Annotated in this window: 19 protein-coding genes; 9 read left to right on the forward strand and 10 right to left on the reverse strand. The window is 49.4% G+C overall.

The window, feature by feature from the left end; genetic code table 11:
• Positions 1-74: 74 nt before the first annotated feature.
• Positions 75-422, forward strand: a complete 348-nt coding sequence (gene csx16 / locus MTH_RS02145) for a CRISPR-associated protein Csx16 (RefSeq protein WP_048060823.1) — start codon at positions 75-77, stop codon at positions 420-422.
• A 162-nt stretch (positions 423-584) separates the two neighbouring features.
• Entirely contained in the window at positions 585-1,382 is a 798-nt protein-coding gene (locus MTH_RS02150) for a hypothetical protein (RefSeq protein ID WP_010876101.1), read from the forward strand.
• A gap of 112 nt (positions 1,383-1,494) precedes the next feature.
• On the opposite strand, the gene MTH_RS02155 is transcribed toward MTH_RS02150, so the two are convergent.
• From MTH_RS02155 to MTH_RS02170, 4 genes are all read right to left on the reverse strand, one after another.
• Positions 1,495-1,932 (reverse strand): type VII toxin-antitoxin system HepT family RNase toxin, encoded by a 438-nt coding sequence (locus MTH_RS02155; protein WP_010876102.1) that lies wholly within the window; start codon positions 1,930-1,932, stop codon positions 1,495-1,497.
• Entirely contained in the window at positions 1,925-2,338 is a 414-nt protein-coding gene (locus MTH_RS02160; protein WP_048060824.1) for a type VII toxin-antitoxin system MntA family adenylyltransferase antitoxin, read from the reverse strand. Before MTH_RS02160 ends, MTH_RS02155 begins: the two co-directional genes overlap by 8 nt.
• Before the next feature lie 203 nt (positions 2,339-2,541).
• Complete coding sequence (locus MTH_RS02165) at positions 2,542-3,354, reverse strand: DUF368 domain-containing protein (protein ID WP_193330368.1); 813 nt, start codon at positions 3,352-3,354, stop codon at positions 2,542-2,544.
• A gap of 143 nt (positions 3,355-3,497) precedes the next feature.
• A complete protein-coding gene (locus tag MTH_RS02170) occupies positions 3,498-4,367 on the reverse strand; it encodes a nuclease-related domain-containing protein (protein ID WP_010876105.1) in 870 nt (289 codons plus the stop codon).
• Positions 4,368-4,861: 494 nt separating this feature from the next.
• On the opposite strand from MTH_RS02170, the gene MTH_RS09730 reads away from it, so the two are divergent.
• Positions 4,862-5,023, forward strand: coding sequence for a hypothetical protein (locus tag MTH_RS09730; RefSeq protein WP_010876106.1), 162 nt, complete (start codon positions 4,862-4,864; stop codon positions 5,021-5,023).
• A 739-nt stretch (positions 5,024-5,762) separates the two neighbouring features.
• On the opposite strand, the gene MTH_RS02175 is transcribed toward MTH_RS09730, so the two are convergent.
• Both MTH_RS02175 and MTH_RS02180 read right to left on the reverse strand, forming a co-directional pair.
• Complete coding sequence (locus MTH_RS02175) at positions 5,763-7,427, reverse strand: sensor histidine kinase (protein WP_010876107.1); 1,665 nt, start codon at positions 7,425-7,427, stop codon at positions 5,763-5,765.
• Between the two features lie 98 nt (positions 7,428-7,525).
• On the reverse strand, positions 7,526-8,212 hold the full coding sequence (locus MTH_RS02180) for a DUF169 domain-containing protein (protein ID WP_010876108.1): 687 nt from the start codon (positions 8,210-8,212) through the stop codon (positions 7,526-7,528).
• A 196-nt stretch (positions 8,213-8,408) separates the two neighbouring features.
• On the opposite strand from MTH_RS02180, the gene MTH_RS09985 reads away from it, so the two are divergent.
• The gene (locus tag MTH_RS09985) at positions 8,409-8,591 is read left to right on the forward strand and encodes a zinc-ribbon domain-containing protein (RefSeq protein ID WP_048060826.1); all 183 of its coding nucleotides are present in this window, start codon (positions 8,409-8,411) and stop codon (positions 8,589-8,591) included.
• Between the two features lie 293 nt (positions 8,592-8,884).
• Here the strand turns inward: MTH_RS09985 and MTH_RS02190 are convergent, their stop codons facing one another.
• Both MTH_RS02190 and MTH_RS02195 read right to left on the reverse strand, forming a co-directional pair.
• Complete coding sequence (locus MTH_RS02190) at positions 8,885-9,307, reverse strand: YkvA family protein (protein WP_238374229.1); 423 nt, start codon at positions 9,305-9,307, stop codon at positions 8,885-8,887.
• Positions 9,308-9,311: 4 nt separating this feature from the next.
• Positions 9,312-12,062, reverse strand: coding sequence for an ATP-dependent helicase (locus MTH_RS02195; protein ID WP_010876111.1), 2,751 nt, complete (start codon positions 12,060-12,062; stop codon positions 9,312-9,314).
• 140 nt (positions 12,063-12,202) lie between these two features.
• On the opposite strand from MTH_RS02195, the gene MTH_RS02200 reads away from it, so the two are divergent.
• The 5 genes from MTH_RS02200 to MTH_RS02215 all read left to right on the forward strand — a co-directional run bounded on the left by MTH_RS02200 (position 12,203) and on the right by MTH_RS02215 (position 15,586).
• Positions 12,203-12,982: a ZIP family metal transporter gene (locus MTH_RS02200; protein ID WP_010876112.1), complete on the forward strand. Its 780-nt coding sequence runs from the start codon at positions 12,203-12,205 to the stop codon at positions 12,980-12,982.
• Between the two features lie 129 nt (positions 12,983-13,111).
• Complete coding sequence (locus MTH_RS10170) at positions 13,112-13,243, forward strand: hypothetical protein (RefSeq protein ID WP_269889763.1); 132 nt, start codon at positions 13,112-13,114, stop codon at positions 13,241-13,243.
• A gap of 29 nt (positions 13,244-13,272) precedes the next feature.
• Positions 13,273-13,596 (forward strand): ferritin-like domain-containing protein, encoded by a 324-nt coding sequence (locus MTH_RS09865; RefSeq protein WP_238374274.1) that lies wholly within the window; start codon positions 13,273-13,275, stop codon positions 13,594-13,596.
• Between the two features lie 87 nt (positions 13,597-13,683).
• Entirely contained in the window at positions 13,684-13,932 is a 249-nt protein-coding gene (locus tag MTH_RS02210; protein WP_010876114.1) for a cytochrome b5 domain-containing protein, read from the forward strand.
• The gene (locus MTH_RS02215) at positions 13,925-15,586 is read left to right on the forward strand and encodes a thiamine pyrophosphate-binding protein (protein WP_010876115.1); all 1,662 of its coding nucleotides are present in this window, start codon (positions 13,925-13,927) and stop codon (positions 15,584-15,586) included. The genes MTH_RS02210 and MTH_RS02215 overlap by 8 nt, the downstream gene beginning before the upstream one ends.
• A 22-nt stretch (positions 15,587-15,608) precedes the next feature.
• Here MTH_RS02215 and MTH_RS02220 read toward each other — a convergent pair whose 3' ends face one another.
• Positions 15,609-16,652 (reverse strand): ABC transporter ATP-binding protein, encoded by a 1,044-nt coding sequence (locus MTH_RS02220; protein ID WP_048060827.1) that lies wholly within the window; start codon positions 16,650-16,652, stop codon positions 15,609-15,611.
• 21 nt (positions 16,653-16,673) lie between these two features.
• Positions 16,674-17,360 carry an ABC transporter permease gene (locus MTH_RS02225; protein WP_048060828.1) on the reverse strand — a complete coding sequence of 229 codons (687 nt, stop codon included), beginning with the start codon at positions 17,358-17,360 and terminating at the stop codon, positions 16,674-16,676.
• Between the last annotated feature and the right edge of the window lie 63 nt (positions 17,361-17,423).

Raw genomic sequence — 17,423 nt, forward strand, 5'->3', positions numbered from 1 at the left:
GTTTCTGGGTTTGTTGGTGGTGCTTGAACTTGTCGTATATAGTGAGGAGAAACAATTCTATCCGAGGTGATTTTATGTGTAATGAAATGGATAATGGTAGAATATATATTATTACGAGGCACCAGAGTACTGTGCACTGGATACTGGCTAAACTGAATGGTAAGGGCCTTGACCGGGACGTCTTCGTGACTGGTCATCTTAGTAATGAGATGATGCTGAGGATGAGAAAAGGTGATATTGTTTACGGTATTCTCCCTATCCACCTGATCCGGAGGTTACTCCGTAAGGGTGTTGAGTACTTCCATGTGGTTCTCCCTCATGTCCCGTATGAGCTTCGTGGTAAGGAGCTGACTCTGAAACAGGTTAAGGAGTTTGGTGGTCAGATCTGGAAGATTGATGATATTAAATGTTTTAAGGTTTGATGAATAATGGTTCGAATTAATGGATTACCTCTTTTTGGAGTCATCGGTGTTATGGGATTATTTATGGTTGATGAAGCTTTTGTTGATGTTTTTTGAGTAGGTGGAGCTGTTAAAGATGGTAGATTTAGAAAGACAGAATAAGTTACCGGACGGGTTTATGTCATGTCAGATATTGATGATGAAACGGCTGATGTACTGGTGGAGCTAGTTAATGAGTATGAATATGAACACCTGCTTGATAAGGAATCAGTTAATGATGGATGGAAACGTTTCACTGAGGCATTCTATGATGATAATAAGGAGATGCTGTGTGATACGGCATTTAATTATGTTATAGATGGTATGCCCGATGATGGGATTAGAGAGGTTTTTAGTAGGACCTACCTGGATAACAGGGAGTACATTATTTCATCCTTCAGGTATGATGAAGACTTTATTGCATATTTTGATGCAGATTATATGGATCTTGATCTGAGTAACGTGGATTTAGGGGATTTTGATCCTCTAATGGTCAGGTCATGGTTTATTGATATGTTGCTACCTGTTGCACTGTATATCACTGAGGTCATGGTTGATTTTTCTTATGATCTGGAGTCGTATTGTAGCGTCTACACCTTTACGGTTGAGGACGGTGAGATTGTTGATGTGGAGTTCAATGAACGGTTTATTGATGGTGAAGGTATGATGGACCTATCAGAGCACAGCCTCTTGGAGAAACTGGATGAAATAAAGAACCCCTTCGACATGAACAGGAGAATGAGAAAGATCTGCAGCACAGATGTGGGGCGGGAAGAGGCACTCAGAATGTCTTATTTCTTTGATTGTGTTGATTGTGAGGTCAAAGTGGATATCCTGAAGTACACCTTTGATTTCCTCTGCCGGCTGGCACCCGATGAGACAGCCTCATATTACATATCAAAGGCAAGAGATCACATGTTTGAGATTTACCAGATAGAATGATTCTCTGACGCGGAAAAAACGCAGATAGATGGATTTATTACAGAATAAGAAGTGGTTGCCAGCATATTCAGGATCTCTAAATTAGATCATCATGATCCCGGTGAAAAGCCTCTCATTCAGATTTTCTGGAGGATCTGGCTTCAATGAAACTTAAAATATACTCTGAATAGAGGTCGAAGTCTTCAAGGCGGTTTGCAAGGACCTCTGCAATTATGGCAGGGTCAACATCCGTATACATGTGGACAAGAATGTTTCTCAGACCAGCAGCTTCAGAGAATCGCTCTGCAAATTCATGTGGAAGTATTCTGTGCTTTTCAAGGATCTCAATGATGTCTCTGTAGGTCTCGGGCTTTTCAAGATCCTCCATTGAGATAATAATCTCCCCAGTATCCAGAGCAGATTCAATGGCAAGCTGGAGGTTTCTCTCAATTGCAGATCTCAGGAGGTAGTCCTCTGAAAGTTCTCTTTCTGATGCCCTGTGTTCTTTAAGGAACTCAACATAGGAGTTCATGATCTTTATTCTATTAGCGACCCTCTCAATATCATTCATGGCTGTCGTCTCTCCTTTCAATGTACCTGGATACCCATCTCCTGTCATAGTATCTTCTATCCAGGTACCTTGAGAGTATGTAGTGTTCAAAGTCAACCTTCACGGACTTATTTTCAATTAAAGGCTTTCTAGACTTTATTATTTCATAATTAAGATTTACAGGAGCATCATTCATTATTACAAGGTCAATCCTGTCAGATTTGAGCAGAGATGTAAGTTCTGATATTAATTCAAGTTTCACCTTGGACCTTTCAACCCTATCCAGATCATCATCAAGGAGTACTCCGATGTCAATGTCACTTAGAGGTCCTCCCCTTTCAGATGCCATCGAACCGAACAGGTAAGCCATCTTAACCTGAGCCTTATCTTTAAAGTAGCGCCTCAGCATCTCCATGACATCTTTCATGTGATTCCATATAAGGCCGATGCCATATACAATTTTCGTCGTGAGCACTAGATGGACTCTGCACCTGCAGTAATCGGATGTTGATATGGCTGTTAATTAAATAAATGATATAGCTCTTTATTCTCTATTTAAGAAGTTTTTCGTGGAAGGAATGTAAATCTCTGTATCTGCATTCAGTTACTGAAAAAGTAGAACTGGAGGATTCAGTAGTCAATGTAGTCAAAGCGGCTCTCAAGTATCATAACGATTGCAAAGCCAGTGATGGCTATTACAGCCGATATTATGATTGAGTAGGTATCAACCATTGATATCTTGTTGTAGGGCAGCCTGAGGGTGCCTATCATGAGCCCCACAAGGAATGACATGGTGATGGCCTCATGGTTCCTGAGGAGGTAGTCGAGGACCCTCGAGAAGCTCATTATACCTATGGCCGCACCTGCAATGAAGGTCACAATTTCAACTATGGCCAGCCTGTTAAGAACCCCGAGCATGTACTCGTACTGGTTCAGGAGAAGGAGAAGAAAGGCTCCTGATATACCTGGCAGTATCATGGCGCATATCGCCACAAAACCTGATATGAAGATCACTGGCAGGGTATGGTTTGCCTGTATAGGGTTAAGGCCCACAAAGAGGTAGGCGAATATCAAGCCTGCTCCACCGGCTGCAAGATTCTTAACCGAAAGGCCATTGATCTTCTGGTAGACTATGTATGCCGATGCAAGTATTAGGCCTGAGAAGAAGGCGTAGGTGTATGCTACGTAGTTTGTTATGAAGAAAAGTATGACCTTGGACAGCGTCAGCATGGCGAATGCTATACCTGTGAGGAGTGGTATGAAGAGTTCAAAGTCAACCTCATCCCTCATGGATTCCCGGGCACCTGCAAGGTCACCCCTGAGGAGTGGCTTTATGAATCCAAATTTTATGCTGCTTATCGCATGCACCAGCCTCTCATATATACCTGTTATGAGTGCTATGATCCCTCCTGAAACCCCGGGCATCACATCCGCGCTTCCCATGAAAAGTCCGCGAAGGAATATTGCCAGAAAACTCCTGAATTTTTCATAGTAATCCATCAGAATCCTCCATCCCTGGAATTGAAGAAGATATTTATGACCTTCAAGCATATAAAGATGTGGTATTTTCAGTAGTCGGGCCTCAGTCACCAGACCTCTGAGGAGTGCTTCCTCAGAACCTCGACTATACTGTTCACCTTACCCTCACCGAGCATGAGACGGCTTCTTGATATGTGGTCGGGGATCTGGCAGGGCTTCATTATCAGGCAGTATTCGTCATCCTCGATGATGGTGCAGGAGCTGTTGATGAATGCCACAATTGCATTTACCCATGAGACGTAGATGTCCTCTGATTCAAGGAACTCCTTGAGTATGGCGGCATTTCTCTTTGACTGGATGGATGGTGATCTTATCTCCTCCTTCCTGAGGTCGTCATCCAGGAACCAGCGGTCACCCCTCACTATATAGTTTCCTGAGTAGGATTTTGTCTCGATCACATAGACCCCTGTGGGCCCCACAACAACGTGATCGATGTTTCCGTGGGCACCTGGCAGGTGAACGTCGTTGAAGATGTGATATCCTTGCGGGAGCCTTCTGAGGCAGCTGGCCACTATGAGTTCACCCACATAACCTTTTGTCCAGCCCATACCCCTCATTTCACCTGTCCTCATGATTGCAAGGGACAGTAACATGATGGTAGGGCCGGCCAGGACCAGAATTATGGCCCATTTAAGACCTGTGATTAGAAGTAGTATGCCTGAGGCGAAGGTGATTGCAGCCAGAGGGAGGGCCCAGTGCCCCATACCCGAGAGCCTCCAGTACCTCTCAGCCTTCTTCTGGGTGTGGGTCCTCTTAAAGGATTCTGGAACACTCTTTGTCAGGTTACGGTACTCGTTGAGGCTGTTAACGTAGAGTAGAAGTGACCCGCACTCGTCGCACATGTAGAATACCCAGAATTCCTCTTCAGAGTTGATCTGCCAGTAGTGGTTACAGTTCTCACATATGAGGTAGGCCATGATATCACTTAAAGACGATTTCCATTCTTAGTTATCGGAGGAGTTCATTATATCTTTTTCCTTGAGGGCGGTTTTGTGATTACATAACAATATGCTTGATGCATGATAAAGGCGCAGGTTCTAAGGGTGATACTGGTCATGAAATCTGGGTGAAGAGGGTTTCTGTTTAATCCTCTGGTTCATGCAGTGGTAGTGTACCTGGATAGATCTTTATGTAATCTTCAGAGTGAGAACATTACTTAGAACATTCCGATATACTGATCTTTATGTAATCCTATGAGGGTACCCAACCGTATATTGGCTCCATGTAGAATCTGGCCTTTATTTTTTCCTGCGACTATTGCCATCCCATGATTTTGTTTCTCTTTAGCAATCCTGCAGTCATCCTTTAAACCTGGTTTTGCATCAGAACTGAAGAGCAGAAGGGAAAACGGCCCCAGATTCTAAAGTTTTATAAGTGCCGGAGACCAAGTTTATGTAAGGGGTGTAATCTTATGGTTGGAAGGAGACCCGGAGGAGGACTTAAAGACACGAAACCCGTTGTTGTCAGACTCTACCCTGATGAAATAGAGGCCCTTAAAAGCAGAGTCCCGGCAAATACAAGCATGAGTGCCTACATCCGCAGGATAATTCTCAATCACCTGGAAGATGATTAACAACTATTTTTTAATTAGTAATATCATAATTTTATCCATCATTTAATTTTTATCTGGAGGCATTGCAATCGGTGAAGGTGCTGTAAGGTGGTGATGTATATCCTCTGATGGTCCTGACCGGGACTCCATCACACCATTCCTGATAGGTGTGAACTTAAAGTGAAAGTCCTTCATGGATTTGTGTCACACCTTCAGTTCGACCTTTTAATTTTTGCAGGGTAAAGTTGTGCGGGAATTGGGTAATTAAACCGTTCAGTATATATGGTGCTGGTGATTTACACCCATTTGAGACCATTTTCATTTTTCATGCTAAACTCAGAATAACCTTCGTTAAACGATAATATAGCGAAGTTGAATATTTCCTGTTCCTCCAATTTTCGTGTCATGGGGTAGAGAGTATATGTTTATCAGAACTCATTAAATTCGGAGGCTGACATACCATGTTCACCCCCTCGAGAGAGGAGTATGTATTTATCAGAGAATCGGAATGATGTTTTTCTGTTTCCTTTAGGGTTCAGGTGGCAGGGAGTTTTTCTGATTCTTATGTAACAGGAATCTATGTCACAGTTACATAAGGACTCTCAGGATCCTGCAAAACTCATTCATCGGTTAGCGAAAAATCATGAGACTTTAACATGAAGGCATGAAATTTCTTTCAGTTCTTGCTTTATCTGGTTATCCGCCATGGCGTATCAGTTCCAGCAGTATTCCATTTCTACTTTATCGCTGTACCAGAATGTTACACAGGGAAGCTTATCCTGAACTCAGTGCCATGATCCCGTCTGATGGTGAGGGTTCCATCCAGCTGCTCGGTGAGTATACTCACCAGGCTGAGACCCAGGGTATCAGTGTTCTCAGGCTCAATATCCTCAGGTAAACCAACACCATCATCAGCAACCACCAGCGAAACATCATCATCATGGGATCTGATCCTCACCGTCACACTGCCGGTCCCATCAGGGAAGGCGTACTTGACACTGTTTGTCACAAGCTCATTTATTATGAGGCCAAGGGGTATCGCAGTGTCAATATCTGGTTTTATGTCATCAACTTCAATAACCTTCCTTATGCTGCTCCCATGGGAGATGATTATATCCTCCACCAGCCTCTCTACATAGTCCCTGAAGTTGATGCTGGCAAGGGATTCTGAACGATAGAGGTGCTCATGTATCATTGCCATCACCTTTATGCGTCCCTGGCTTTCCATCAGCACATCGCGGACCTCTTTACCCTCTGTTCCAAGGCTCTGGAGGTTCAGGAGACTTGATATTATCTGGAGGTTGTTCTTGACCCGGTGGTGCACCTCCCTTAAGAGGAGTTCCTTCTCACTGAGGGATCTCCGGAGATTCTCCTCAGCCTCCTTGATTTCCGTGATATCCACCATGGAGGTCACGCTTTTCGCGGTGCCCGGGATCATGCCCACTATCATCTGCATGTGCCTGACTTCACCGTGCCGGTTTTGAAATCTGAAGGTGTACCTTCTAGGTGCGAGGCGCGGATCCCTCCTTCGGATTTTATGATACTCCATCATCCTTTCAAGGTCCTCGTCCACCACGAACTCGGTCCAGCTCTTTTTCCCCTCTATCTCATCCCCTGAGTAGCCGCTCAGTCTCTCAAATTCTCTGTTGGCAAGGATTATGGTGGTGTCCTCATCCACTATGGTGGTCGCAGCCCCGGTGTTCTCGAATATGGTCCTGTAGAGTTTTTCCTTCTCCTCGAGTTCCTCTTGAAGCTGTTTTTCCTTTGCGCGGTCCTCATAAACCGCCACCACCTCACCTGAGGGTAATCTGTACACGAAGTTTTCCCTCCAGCCACTTATTCTCTCGTCCCGGTACTCTGTGAGGGGGTAGTGCTCAGGATTTCCCGTCCTGTATACTCTCCTGAGGACATCAAGGAGTCCGAACTCCTCCACACCGGGAAACACCTCAGTCACCCTTTTTCCAAGGACATCCTCCCTCTTAATCCTCTCAGTCTCCTCAGCGGCCCTGTTGAAGTCAGTGAATAGGAAATCCTCACCATCATCCACGGCCTCATAGACTGCGACACAGGTATTGATATTCTCAAAGAGTTCTCTGTAGCGTTCCTCCTCCAGAACAAGTCTCCTGATGATAAAATCCATACACGCCTTAATTTCCTCTGTTCCAGGTGGCTTTTCAAGGCATCCATGGGGGCAGGTTACAACAACGTTCTCATCAAAGTCCAGGAGGTACATGAATGGTACCCTGATGTCGCATGAAGCCCATCGGCTGACCCTAGCAGGGGTTGTGTATATCAGTACCGTGTCGGCCTCGGCGGCTCTTTCAATTTTGTCGGCGACGGTCACCTCAACTCCGGCGGAGCTGAGCTTCTCCAGGAGATCAGACACATCGGCTTCAGTGTCCCTTACGAGAAGGATCCTGAGCATTTCTCACACGCCCTCCATGGTCTTCAATGGGATTCACATACCTATTAAGTTAATTGTGATTCTGTGTTCAGGAATGACCGGTAGGTTCCCTGTTTCCATCAATCCTCCCTGAAGGACCTCCTGGTTCTCATCTCCTCGAGGTTTGAGACTATCCTTGGAAGGTCGCCTGCGGGTATGCTCACCATGACGTCCTCGTCCCTGATCTCCATGTGCCTCCTTGACCCGGTGTCACCGAAGCCATAGGTCACCTTGCCTGTGAGGTAGGGGAGTGCAGCCATTGAACTGCATATGGGTCCTGAATCAGCCCCCAGTCCGTGTGAACCGGAATCGTAGGCATTGGCGTGGAGTATCTCCATGGCCTGCCGGGCATTGCAGATTATGAATATGACGTCCGGTTCAAATTCAGCCCTTCCGAGTGGTGCGAATATCAGGGCCCTGAATATACCCGGTTCAATGTTAAGATTGTTTCTCCAGGAGCGCTGGACTGCAGGTATGTCCCGGTAGACTCCCATGGCTGTGAGGAATGCCCCGCTTCTCATACTGGCTGGAAACTCTTTCGCGTCCCTTAACCCTGTGTACCTTGCACCCCCCATACATTCCTCCTCATCTGCAGTTGCATAGAAAACCTCCCCCTTCATGGCCTTCTCAAGCTTCTTGCAGAACCTTGATTTACCCTCCTCCCTTCTGATGTCCTGTGGCTCCCTCACTGACCACTTTATGGCCACAGGTTCATTCTCGAGCTTCAGAAGTTCCCTGAACCTTTCACCCATCGCTCTGTAATCCATTTTAGCACCTCCGAATGATATAATAATTATCTGGTTTTTTGATATATTTTATGAAAATAGCGGGTGCTCAAAAAATTTTTTTGATAGGATTGAAAGGGATGAATTCCTTGAAAAGGCTAGGGAATTCAGTGATTATGACCATGACAGCCTTGATAGAATAGGAAAGGCACTCCTTTGTATGGGGAGCAACCATCCAATGACTGTTAGGAGGGCATCCGAAATTCTTGAATGGGTTGAATCAGGAACATACAGTGAGGTCATAGAGAGACGCACCAGCGAAAAGCTGGAAACAGCTTTTAAATGTCCTGAATGTGGAACAACCCTCAGTGGCGATGAGAACTTCTGTGGAATGTGCGGATCGAAGTTATGGGGCCGATGAACCATCATTTATTCATCTTTCTGATTGCAGAGCATAAATCTGCAATAAAACTAACAGCAGTCTTCTGGCAGCGTTCCAGTCAGTGCCGCCTGATGGAACAGCTCCAGCAGTTAAGTGTGATCTGTTACGAACTTTAGGTGTTACCTGTTGAGGTACATCTGTTTGCAGATCACTGAGAGCCACCTGCATAATTAATACCGCAGTGAGACAGCAGCGTCAACTCAGTATGGATCTTTGATTAACACCGCGGTGACCTCCCATGATTTCTACAGAACATTAATAGCCGCTGAAGCTCATCTGAGACCCGTGTACTCAAGGACACTGGTCCTCTTATCACCCAGTATCTCAGAGGCCCTGGAGATGCATTCCCCCACAACCGATTCGAGGTCCTCGTCGCCGCTCCAGTACTCCTCAAGGAACCGGTAACCCATCCTCCCTGCAAGCCTATCAACCACCACGGAGCAGAGGTAGACGTCATCTATGTAGCCATGGGGGCCGAATATCTCCTCGGGTATTATATCATTGGGGGCCACAAGGTAGCCCATGGCTGCGCAGATCATCAGCCGGTCCTCTCTCTCTATATCCCTGCTCTGCAGGAGGTCTGCTAGTAGCCTGAAGAGGTCAGGGGCGTAGTCAACAATCCTATCATAGTCTCCCCGGTAACTGTTGAGGTTCTCGCGGAGTATATCATAGAAGTCTGTGAATTCCATATTCATATTATCACCCTGCGCCACAGAAGGTCCTGAACACGCACCTGCTGCAGAAGGGGTTCTTCCTGGGTTCGAAGCATTCCTCCCTTATCCTCGCGACGGTTTCAGCGATCCTCTCCTTAACCCTGAATTCAGGGTCGGAGTCAAAGGATATCCTCATGGAGTCCTTTATAGCGTAGGCGGATAGACTGTCGAACCTGTACCTCTCCCTTAGTGCGTATTCATAGGTCCGGAGCTGGTACTCAAGGGCCATCCTCTCAACACCGCCATGCTCACGGGCCTTGAAGTCGACAAGTTCAAGTTCACCGTCCCTGGTTCTGATTATCAGGTCTGTCCTCCCCTCTATTATTATATCAGTGTCGGGTATGGAGAAGGGCTCCTCAACCGATACCACCTCCCCTGTATGGTCCCTTGTGTCATGGTAGTAGTTGAGGAGTTCCCTCTCAAGGCGCCTCTTTTTAACCTTATCGTCTCTCCCCATGGGTATCCAGCACCTTTCAACGATTCTCCTTATGAGGGCCCCGTTTATCTCCTCTGAGTTCTTCATGGCCAGGTGGAGCTCCTCAAGGCACCTGTGCAGTATGATCCCATAGCGCTGCATGAAGGTCTCAGGGTAGACGAAGCCGTAGTGGTATATGAGCATGTACCTGAAGGGACACTCCTCGTAGGTGAAGAGGGCCGAGAAGTTGATCCTGAGGGGCTCCTCACTCCACTCCCTTTCAAGGCATCTGCTGACGGATGTGCAGTCACACTCATAGATGCCGCACTTCTCCCTGAGGTCTGTGATGAACGGTGACACACCCACCTTCCTGGTGTTGATACGGGGGGCTGTTGATATGATGAGGGCGTCCTGGGCCCTGGTCATTGCAACGTAGAAGAGGCGCCGGTCCTCATCAGGTACCTCCCCGGGTGATAGCAGGAGTTCCCCGGGTATGGGTATGGTGTCCCTCTCCTTACGCCTTTTAACAGGGAACCTGCCGTTTATGACCGAACAGATGAAGACAACAGGGAACTCGAGGCCCTTTGCCTGGTGAACCGTCATGATCTTCACCGACGCCGGGTCCTCCAGGGCTGCCTCGTCGTGGTGGAGGTGGGTGGGTAGGAGGTAGAGGTACCATAAAAGGTCCTGTATCCTTGCTCCGGGCTTTATGGCCTCGTATCTGTCTATCAGTGAACTTAACTTTGCGAGGTTGAATATTTTAGCCCTGCTACTGTCGCTCCCGTCCTCTATGAGCCTCCTGAGGTACCCTGTAACCTCAAGTATACTGTAGAATGTGCTGAGAACTGTCAGTGATCCCTTCCCAACTTCATGGCGTATCCTGTTGAGACCAAGGATCTTCTCTGCATCCTCCCCGTGTACACCGATTTCCTCAAGTTCCCTCCTTGATGTGAAGTCCGAGAGCCTGCAGTTTCTGTCAAGGGATTCGAGGGCCCGGAGGGTTTCACCGGTGAGGTCCAGGAATTCGCCCCTGAATCTGGATATGTTCCACCAGCCATCCCACTTCCTGAATCTTCCTCCATAGTCCGGTGGATCCACGTAGGCGAGGAAGTAGAGCATGCTCCTCACCTCATACCTTTTGAGGAAGGAGCCGTCTCCTCGCACTATGTAGGGTATGCCCTCCCTCCTGAGCTCTGCAAGGACCTTGTCTGCGTGGTTGCGGACGCTCCTGAATAGGAGTGCGACGTATCCGTATTCAGGTATCTTGCCGGAGGACTTCAGTTTCTTTATTAGTGATACTATGTTCCTGGCCTCTGAGTTAACGTCCCTGCTCTTCAGTATAACAACGTCGGTCCCGCCATCCCTTACCGGTTTGATGGTTTTCTCGTAGTGTCTCTCGCCCCTCATGAAGCTGTCTGCAGTCAGGACTATCCCTGCCCGGGACCTGAAGTTGTCCTCCAGGGTGACCACCTCTGCGTCGTACTCTTCACGGAACCTTATGAAGTTCTCTGGTGTGGCTCCCCTGAAGCCGTAGATGCTCTGGTCCTCATCCCCCACCACGCAGATGCTGGAGTTCTTCCCTGCTATCTCCCTTAATATCAACTCCTGTATGGGGCTTGTATCCTGGTACTCGTCTATCATTATGTACCTGTACTTCTTCCTTACGGATTCGAGTACCCTCTCGCTGGAGTTCAGGAGGAGGTAGACCTCCTTTTCAAGGCCAGGGAAGTCTATCTTCTTCTGCTCCCTGAGGAGTTCAAGGTAGCGGGCATAGCACACGGCGATGCCCTGGTATTCTTCCCTGTCAGGATATTTCCTTCTGAGGGCGTTTATGAGCTCTTCAGGTTCAATGCAGTTTTCGGTGCATCTGTTGAAGAATTCGATGGCCCTGTGCACCTCCCCCATCTTCATGTAGCGGTCCAATCCTATTTTGTAGAAGACCGTCCTGAGGAAAATGAGCTGGGATTCCTCGTCCAGGATCTCGAATCCAGCCCCGAATTCGTGTTCCTCGGGGTGGTCACTCAGCACCTTGCTGCAGAATGAGTGTATGGTGGATATCTGCATGAGCTCGGCGTCCAGTCCCACACAGTTTATGAGCCTCGCCTTCAGTTCACCGGCTGCCTTCTCTGTGAAGGTTATGACGAGTATGTTCTCCGGGCTGACACCCTTTCTCTTGACGAGGTATGCGACCCTTTCAACGAGTACGCGGGTCTTCCCGGCACCTGGTCCCGCCACAACTACCAGCGGCCCCTCCGTCTTCTTAACAGCCATCTTCTGCTTCTCTGTACATGCCTCGCCCTTCCTGCAGAGTGAACCCGTCATGATGAACCCCTGAATGATATATCAGTGCGAATAGATTTGATTGATGGGAATATTAATGTTTTGTTTGGTTATTAAATCTGTACCGGATTAAAGGGCCTGAACACAAGGAATTATTAAAGAATCTGTACATAGAATCTTCAATGGATCCTGGAAACCCTGTCTTCAATGCATTCCTTGCAACCATCTTCACCTGGCTCATGACCCTTGCAGGGGCGGCCCTGGTTTTTCTACCGCTGCAGGGTGATAGAAAACTCCTTGACTCATCCCTTGGATTTGCAGCAGGTATAATGATCGCTGCGAGCTTCTGGTCACTCCTGGTCCCTGCCATTGAACTTTCACCCACCGGGGTGTATGCCTGGGTTCCTCCGGCTGCCGGGTTCCTTGCCGGTGGTCTCTTCCTCTCAGCCATGGACAGGATCATACCACACCTTCACCCTGGCTGTGACCCTGAAGGTCTGCCAACGACCTGGCGGAGGAACAGACTCCTTCTCCTTGCAGTTGTGATACACAACCTTCCTGAGGGGCTGGCCATCGGTGTTGCCTTCGGTGCAGCTGCCAGTACCGGTGGACTTGCAGCTCCCCTTGCACTGGCACTGGGTATAGGTATACAGAACCTCCCGGAGGGTGCAGCGGTATCACTGCCCCTCCTTGGTGAGGGACTCTCCAGGTGGAGGAGCTTCATCTATGGACAGTTATCAGGTGTTATTGAGGTACTTGGAGGGATTGGAGGTGCCCTCATGGTCTACTCCTTTTCAGGGATAATGCCCTATGCCCTTGGCTTTGCAGCGGGGGCCATGATATTCGTTGTGATAGAGGACCTGATACCGGAGTGCCAGAGCGGAGGTAACACGGATCTTGCCACGGTCTCAGCGCTCATGGGCTTTGTTCTCATGATGGTACTTGACCTCGCACTTGCCTGATCCTCATGACACATCATAGTTCAACCGGTGGCCCCTGCCACTGAAAATTTTTTCATGAATACCTGCAGAGCTTGTTTGAATGTCCCATTTTATTAGATATGATTCACATAATATTCTACAGGTGATATCATGGCCAGGGTTACCCGTGAGATGGTTGAAAATTCAGGTATAGATCTGGATGAACTTGTGGAACTGCTTGTTAAGAACGCGGCTGCTGAACTCACAACCTTCTATTTTACACCCTACTCGGGGCCAATCTGATTGGACTCGAGGGTGAGGGGCTCAAGGAGATCGCCGAGGCTGCAAGGATAGAGGACAGGAACCACTTCGAGGCCCTTGTACCCAGGATATATGAACTCGGCGGTGAACTTCCAGGGGACATGAAGGAATTCCATGACATCTCAGGATGCCCACCGGCATACCTCCCGGCTAAGACCAATGACACGATGGAGATCCTTGAGGTCCTGGTGGCAGCAGAGAGGTGTGCTGTCAGACAGTGCACCCATATATGTAACATCACCGCCGGGAAGGACCACAGGACCTATGACCTTGCACTCTCAATACTCCATGAGGAGATAGCAGCACGAATCATGGTTCTCAGAGTTCCTGGGTGAGGGACCATCAGGTCACTTCATGAGGCGCGGTGAGACATCATCCTTCGTGAGGAAGTTCCTGGAATAATCCATGAATTCAGTGGTTCCATGAGAATATTCACCCTGGAAGAACTCCTGGCATTTGATGGGAGGTCAGGGCCAGCATACATTGCATTTGAGGGAAGGGTCTATGATGTTTCAGGGAGCTTCCTCTGGAGGGACGGGAGACACCAGGCAGGCCACAGTGCAGGATCAGACCTCACAGAGGATATAAAGAAAGCCCCACATGGGGCTGAACTCCTTGAAAGGTTCCCGGTTGTTGGTGTACTCGCTGAGGGGGGAAGTGCTGATGGCTGACTTCAGGTGCACTGTATGCAACTACATATTCCATGAGGAGGCTGATGGGGAATTCGATTCACTCCCTGCTGACTGGCGATGCCCTGTCTGCAATGCGCCACGCACAGCCTTTGTGAGGGTTCCATCCACTCTTGAGGAGGGCGGCAGGACGGTTTCTGAGGTCTTCATCTCCCAGCTGGCAGCTTGGGGTCTTAAATACGTTTTCGGCATCCCGGGCACATCCACCCTGGGACTCGTTGATGCCCTCAGAAGGAACGATGAGATAAGGTACATACAGGTGCGTCATGAGGCTGCAGCGGCCTTCATGGCCTCCAGCTACGGTAAACTTACTGGTCAGCCCGCGGTCTGCATGGCTGTGGCCGGCCCCCGGGCATCGAACCTTATAACAGGGCTCCTTGACGCGGCCCTTGACCGGGCCCCGGTTCTTGCAGTCACAGGACATGTCGAAACCTACAGGATAGGTACAGGTGCAAGCCAGGAGATAGATCAGCATAGCCTCTTTGAGTCTTTCTCGGTCTACAACATGACCCTTGTGAGCCCGGATGAGGCAGCTGAGATTGCCAGGGAGGCTGTGAAGCACGCCATCCTTGAGCGGGGTGTTTCACATGTTGACGTCCCCCGGGATGTCCAGACCATGGAGTGCACAGCCCCGGTGAAGCCCCTCAGGGGCATGATGGCGGAGGCTGCAGTCACACCCCCCAGGAATCGTCTGAGGGCTGCAGCTGATCTGATAAACAGAGCAGAGCGGCCCGTGATAATAGCAGGCTTCGGTGCCCTGGAAGCAGCTGACAGTGTTGTTGAACTTGCGGAGAGGATAGGGGCAGCCATCGTATCCACCTTCAGGGGTAAGGGCATCGTTGATAATGACTACCCCCTCTACCTGGGCTGTCATGGTAGCCTGGGCTCGGCTGCTGCGGCCGAGGCTGTTAGGAAAGCAGATCTTCTCCTGGTTATCGGGTCATCATTCTCTGACCTCACCCGGATCCCGCCTCGGAGGACCCTCCAGGTCGACATCGACCCCATGATGGTAGCGAGGCGCCACCCGGTTGAGCAGGGCCTCACAGGAAGGTCCTCCCTCATAGTTCAGGAACTTATATCCATGGTGGAGGAGAAGGAAAGGGGGCCCTACCTGGCAGAACTGGGGGAACTCAGGGATGAATGGCTGGGACTCCTTGAATCAGAGGCTGATCCTTCACTGAGGCCCATCAGGCCCCAGTACATCATATCAGTCCTGAACAGGGAACTGGATGATGATGCCATCATAACCCTTGATGTTGGTGAGAACGGATGGTGGTTCGGCCGGAACTTCCAGATGAAGAGCACCAGAGGCTTCTCTTTTCAGGTTACCTGGGGGTCCATGGGTTTCGGTCTTCCGGCGGCCATCGCAGCACAGCTTGAATTCCCGGATAGACAGGTCGTTTGCATCAACAACAGGAACCTTGCAATGATAATGCAGGAGCAGCGTGTTGAAGGATTCCCTGTATGGCAGACAGAGCTCCAGGACTGTGACTTCGCAGGTTTTGCAGAGAACTGCGGGGGCCGGGGCCTGAGGGTGGATGATCCCGGTGAACTGGAGGACTCCGTGAGGGAGGCCCTGGGAACTGATGGTCCGGTCCTCGTGGACATTGAAACAGATCCACGGCGCTTCATCTGACCTTCACAGGAGCAGGAAGGTCTCATCTGATTACATGAACCGCAGAGGCCTTGAACTCTATCCAGACCCTGGACCCGGTGGTGATCCCCATATCATTGAGGGACTTCCCTGTCATGTGGACGGTGAGGGTTTCACCACCACAGCGCACCTCAAGCTGCTGCACCGAACCGGCGTCACGTACAGCCAGCACCCTGCCCTCCAGCTGGTTCAGGGCACTTGAATCCGTCCTCTGCCAGGATACAGTTATGTCCTCAGGCCTTATGGTGGCTGAAACATCTCCTGTGGCCCTCTCTGATGAGTAGATGCTTATACCATCACATTCGATGAGGGATATCCCTTCAGCGGTGATATGGGCCCTCCCCCTCAGCATGTTCCTGGCACCAACAAATTCTGCCACGAACCTGCTTGCCGGTTTTTTGAATATCTCCCGGGGCTCACCAGTCTGGAGGATTGACCGGTTGAGGATTGCAATCCTGTCTGCAAGCTTCTGTCCCTGGAGGAGGTCATGGGTCGTGAATATCACTGTAACATCCAGTTCAGCTATCACATCCTCCATCCTTGACCTTGAGATCGGGTCAAGGCTGGATGTCGCCTCATCAAGGAGCACAACTTCGGGCCGGTTTATGAGGACCTGGGCCAGAGCCAGGCGCTGCCGTTCCCCACCGGAGAGTTCAGTGGTTCTTCTGGACCCATAGCCCTTAAGTCCCATGGTTTCAAGGACATCCTTCACCTCTGACTCATGAGGCCTCTCACCCCTGATGCGGGGACCGTAGAGGATGCTCTCAGCCACGGTGCCCCTGAATACCGGGGTGTTCTGGAACACCATACCCATCCTCCTCCTGACCTCCAGTGGTTTCAGGTCATCAACGTTTTCCCCCATGAACAGTATCTCACCATCATCCGGTCTTTCAAGGAGGTCCATTATCCGCAGGAGGGTGGATTTCCCGGCCCCTGTTGGTCCTATGATGCCCAGGGTCTCCCCCTCCCGCACCTTAAGGTTAACGTCCTCCAGGACCTTAATGTCCCCGTAGCTTTTTGTTATCCCTGAAAGTTCAATTACATGCATCATATCACCTGTCAGAGGTATTCATTTCTCCTGGAAGTGGTTGAGGGCCGTGTTAACCATCAGGGAGATCAGGAGGAGTATTATTCCAAGGGCTATTGAGAGTTCAATGTTACCCTTAGATGTCTCAAGGGATATGGCTGTTGTTATGACCCTTGTGAATCCCCTTATGTTACCACCGAGCATTATGGCCACACCCACCTCTGATATGGCCCTGCCGAAGCCCAGGATGATGGCGGCCATGACCGCGTACCTCGCCTCGGTGATGACCTTCATCATAACCTGATACTCCGTGGCCCCCAGGGACCTTGCAAGATCCCGGAGTTCAGGTTTAACGCTCCTCAGGGCCGTGAGGCTGAATCCTGTTACCAGGGGCAGTATCAGTATGCTCTGGCCCAGTATCATGCCGGCGGGTGTGAACAGGAGGTTGAATGACCCAAGGGGTCCTGAGCGCGATATGAGAAGGAAGACGAAGAGCCCCACAAGTACCGTTGGCATGCTGTAGAGTGTCTGTATGATGTTTATGATGAACCTCCTGCCCCTGAATTCCCGGGAGTCAATTACTGAGGCTAGAGGCACTGCTACCACTGCTGCGATGCCGGTGGATGATAGTGAGATCATCAGCGTGCGTGCGGTTATATCCATGAGTTCAGGGTCAAGTGATGCCATGAGTTCAAGGGCCCTTATGAATCCGGTGAGTATCTCGTTCAAGTTCCGGTCTCCATGCAGCATCTTCAGAAAAAGTCGGGGTCTTAAAAATAAAGTAGTATGTTA

The organism is Methanothermobacter thermautotrophicus str. Delta H (assembly GCF_000008645.1).
Classification (GTDB): domain Archaea; phylum Methanobacteriota; class Methanobacteria; order Methanobacteriales; family Methanothermobacteraceae; genus Methanothermobacter; species Methanothermobacter thermautotrophicus.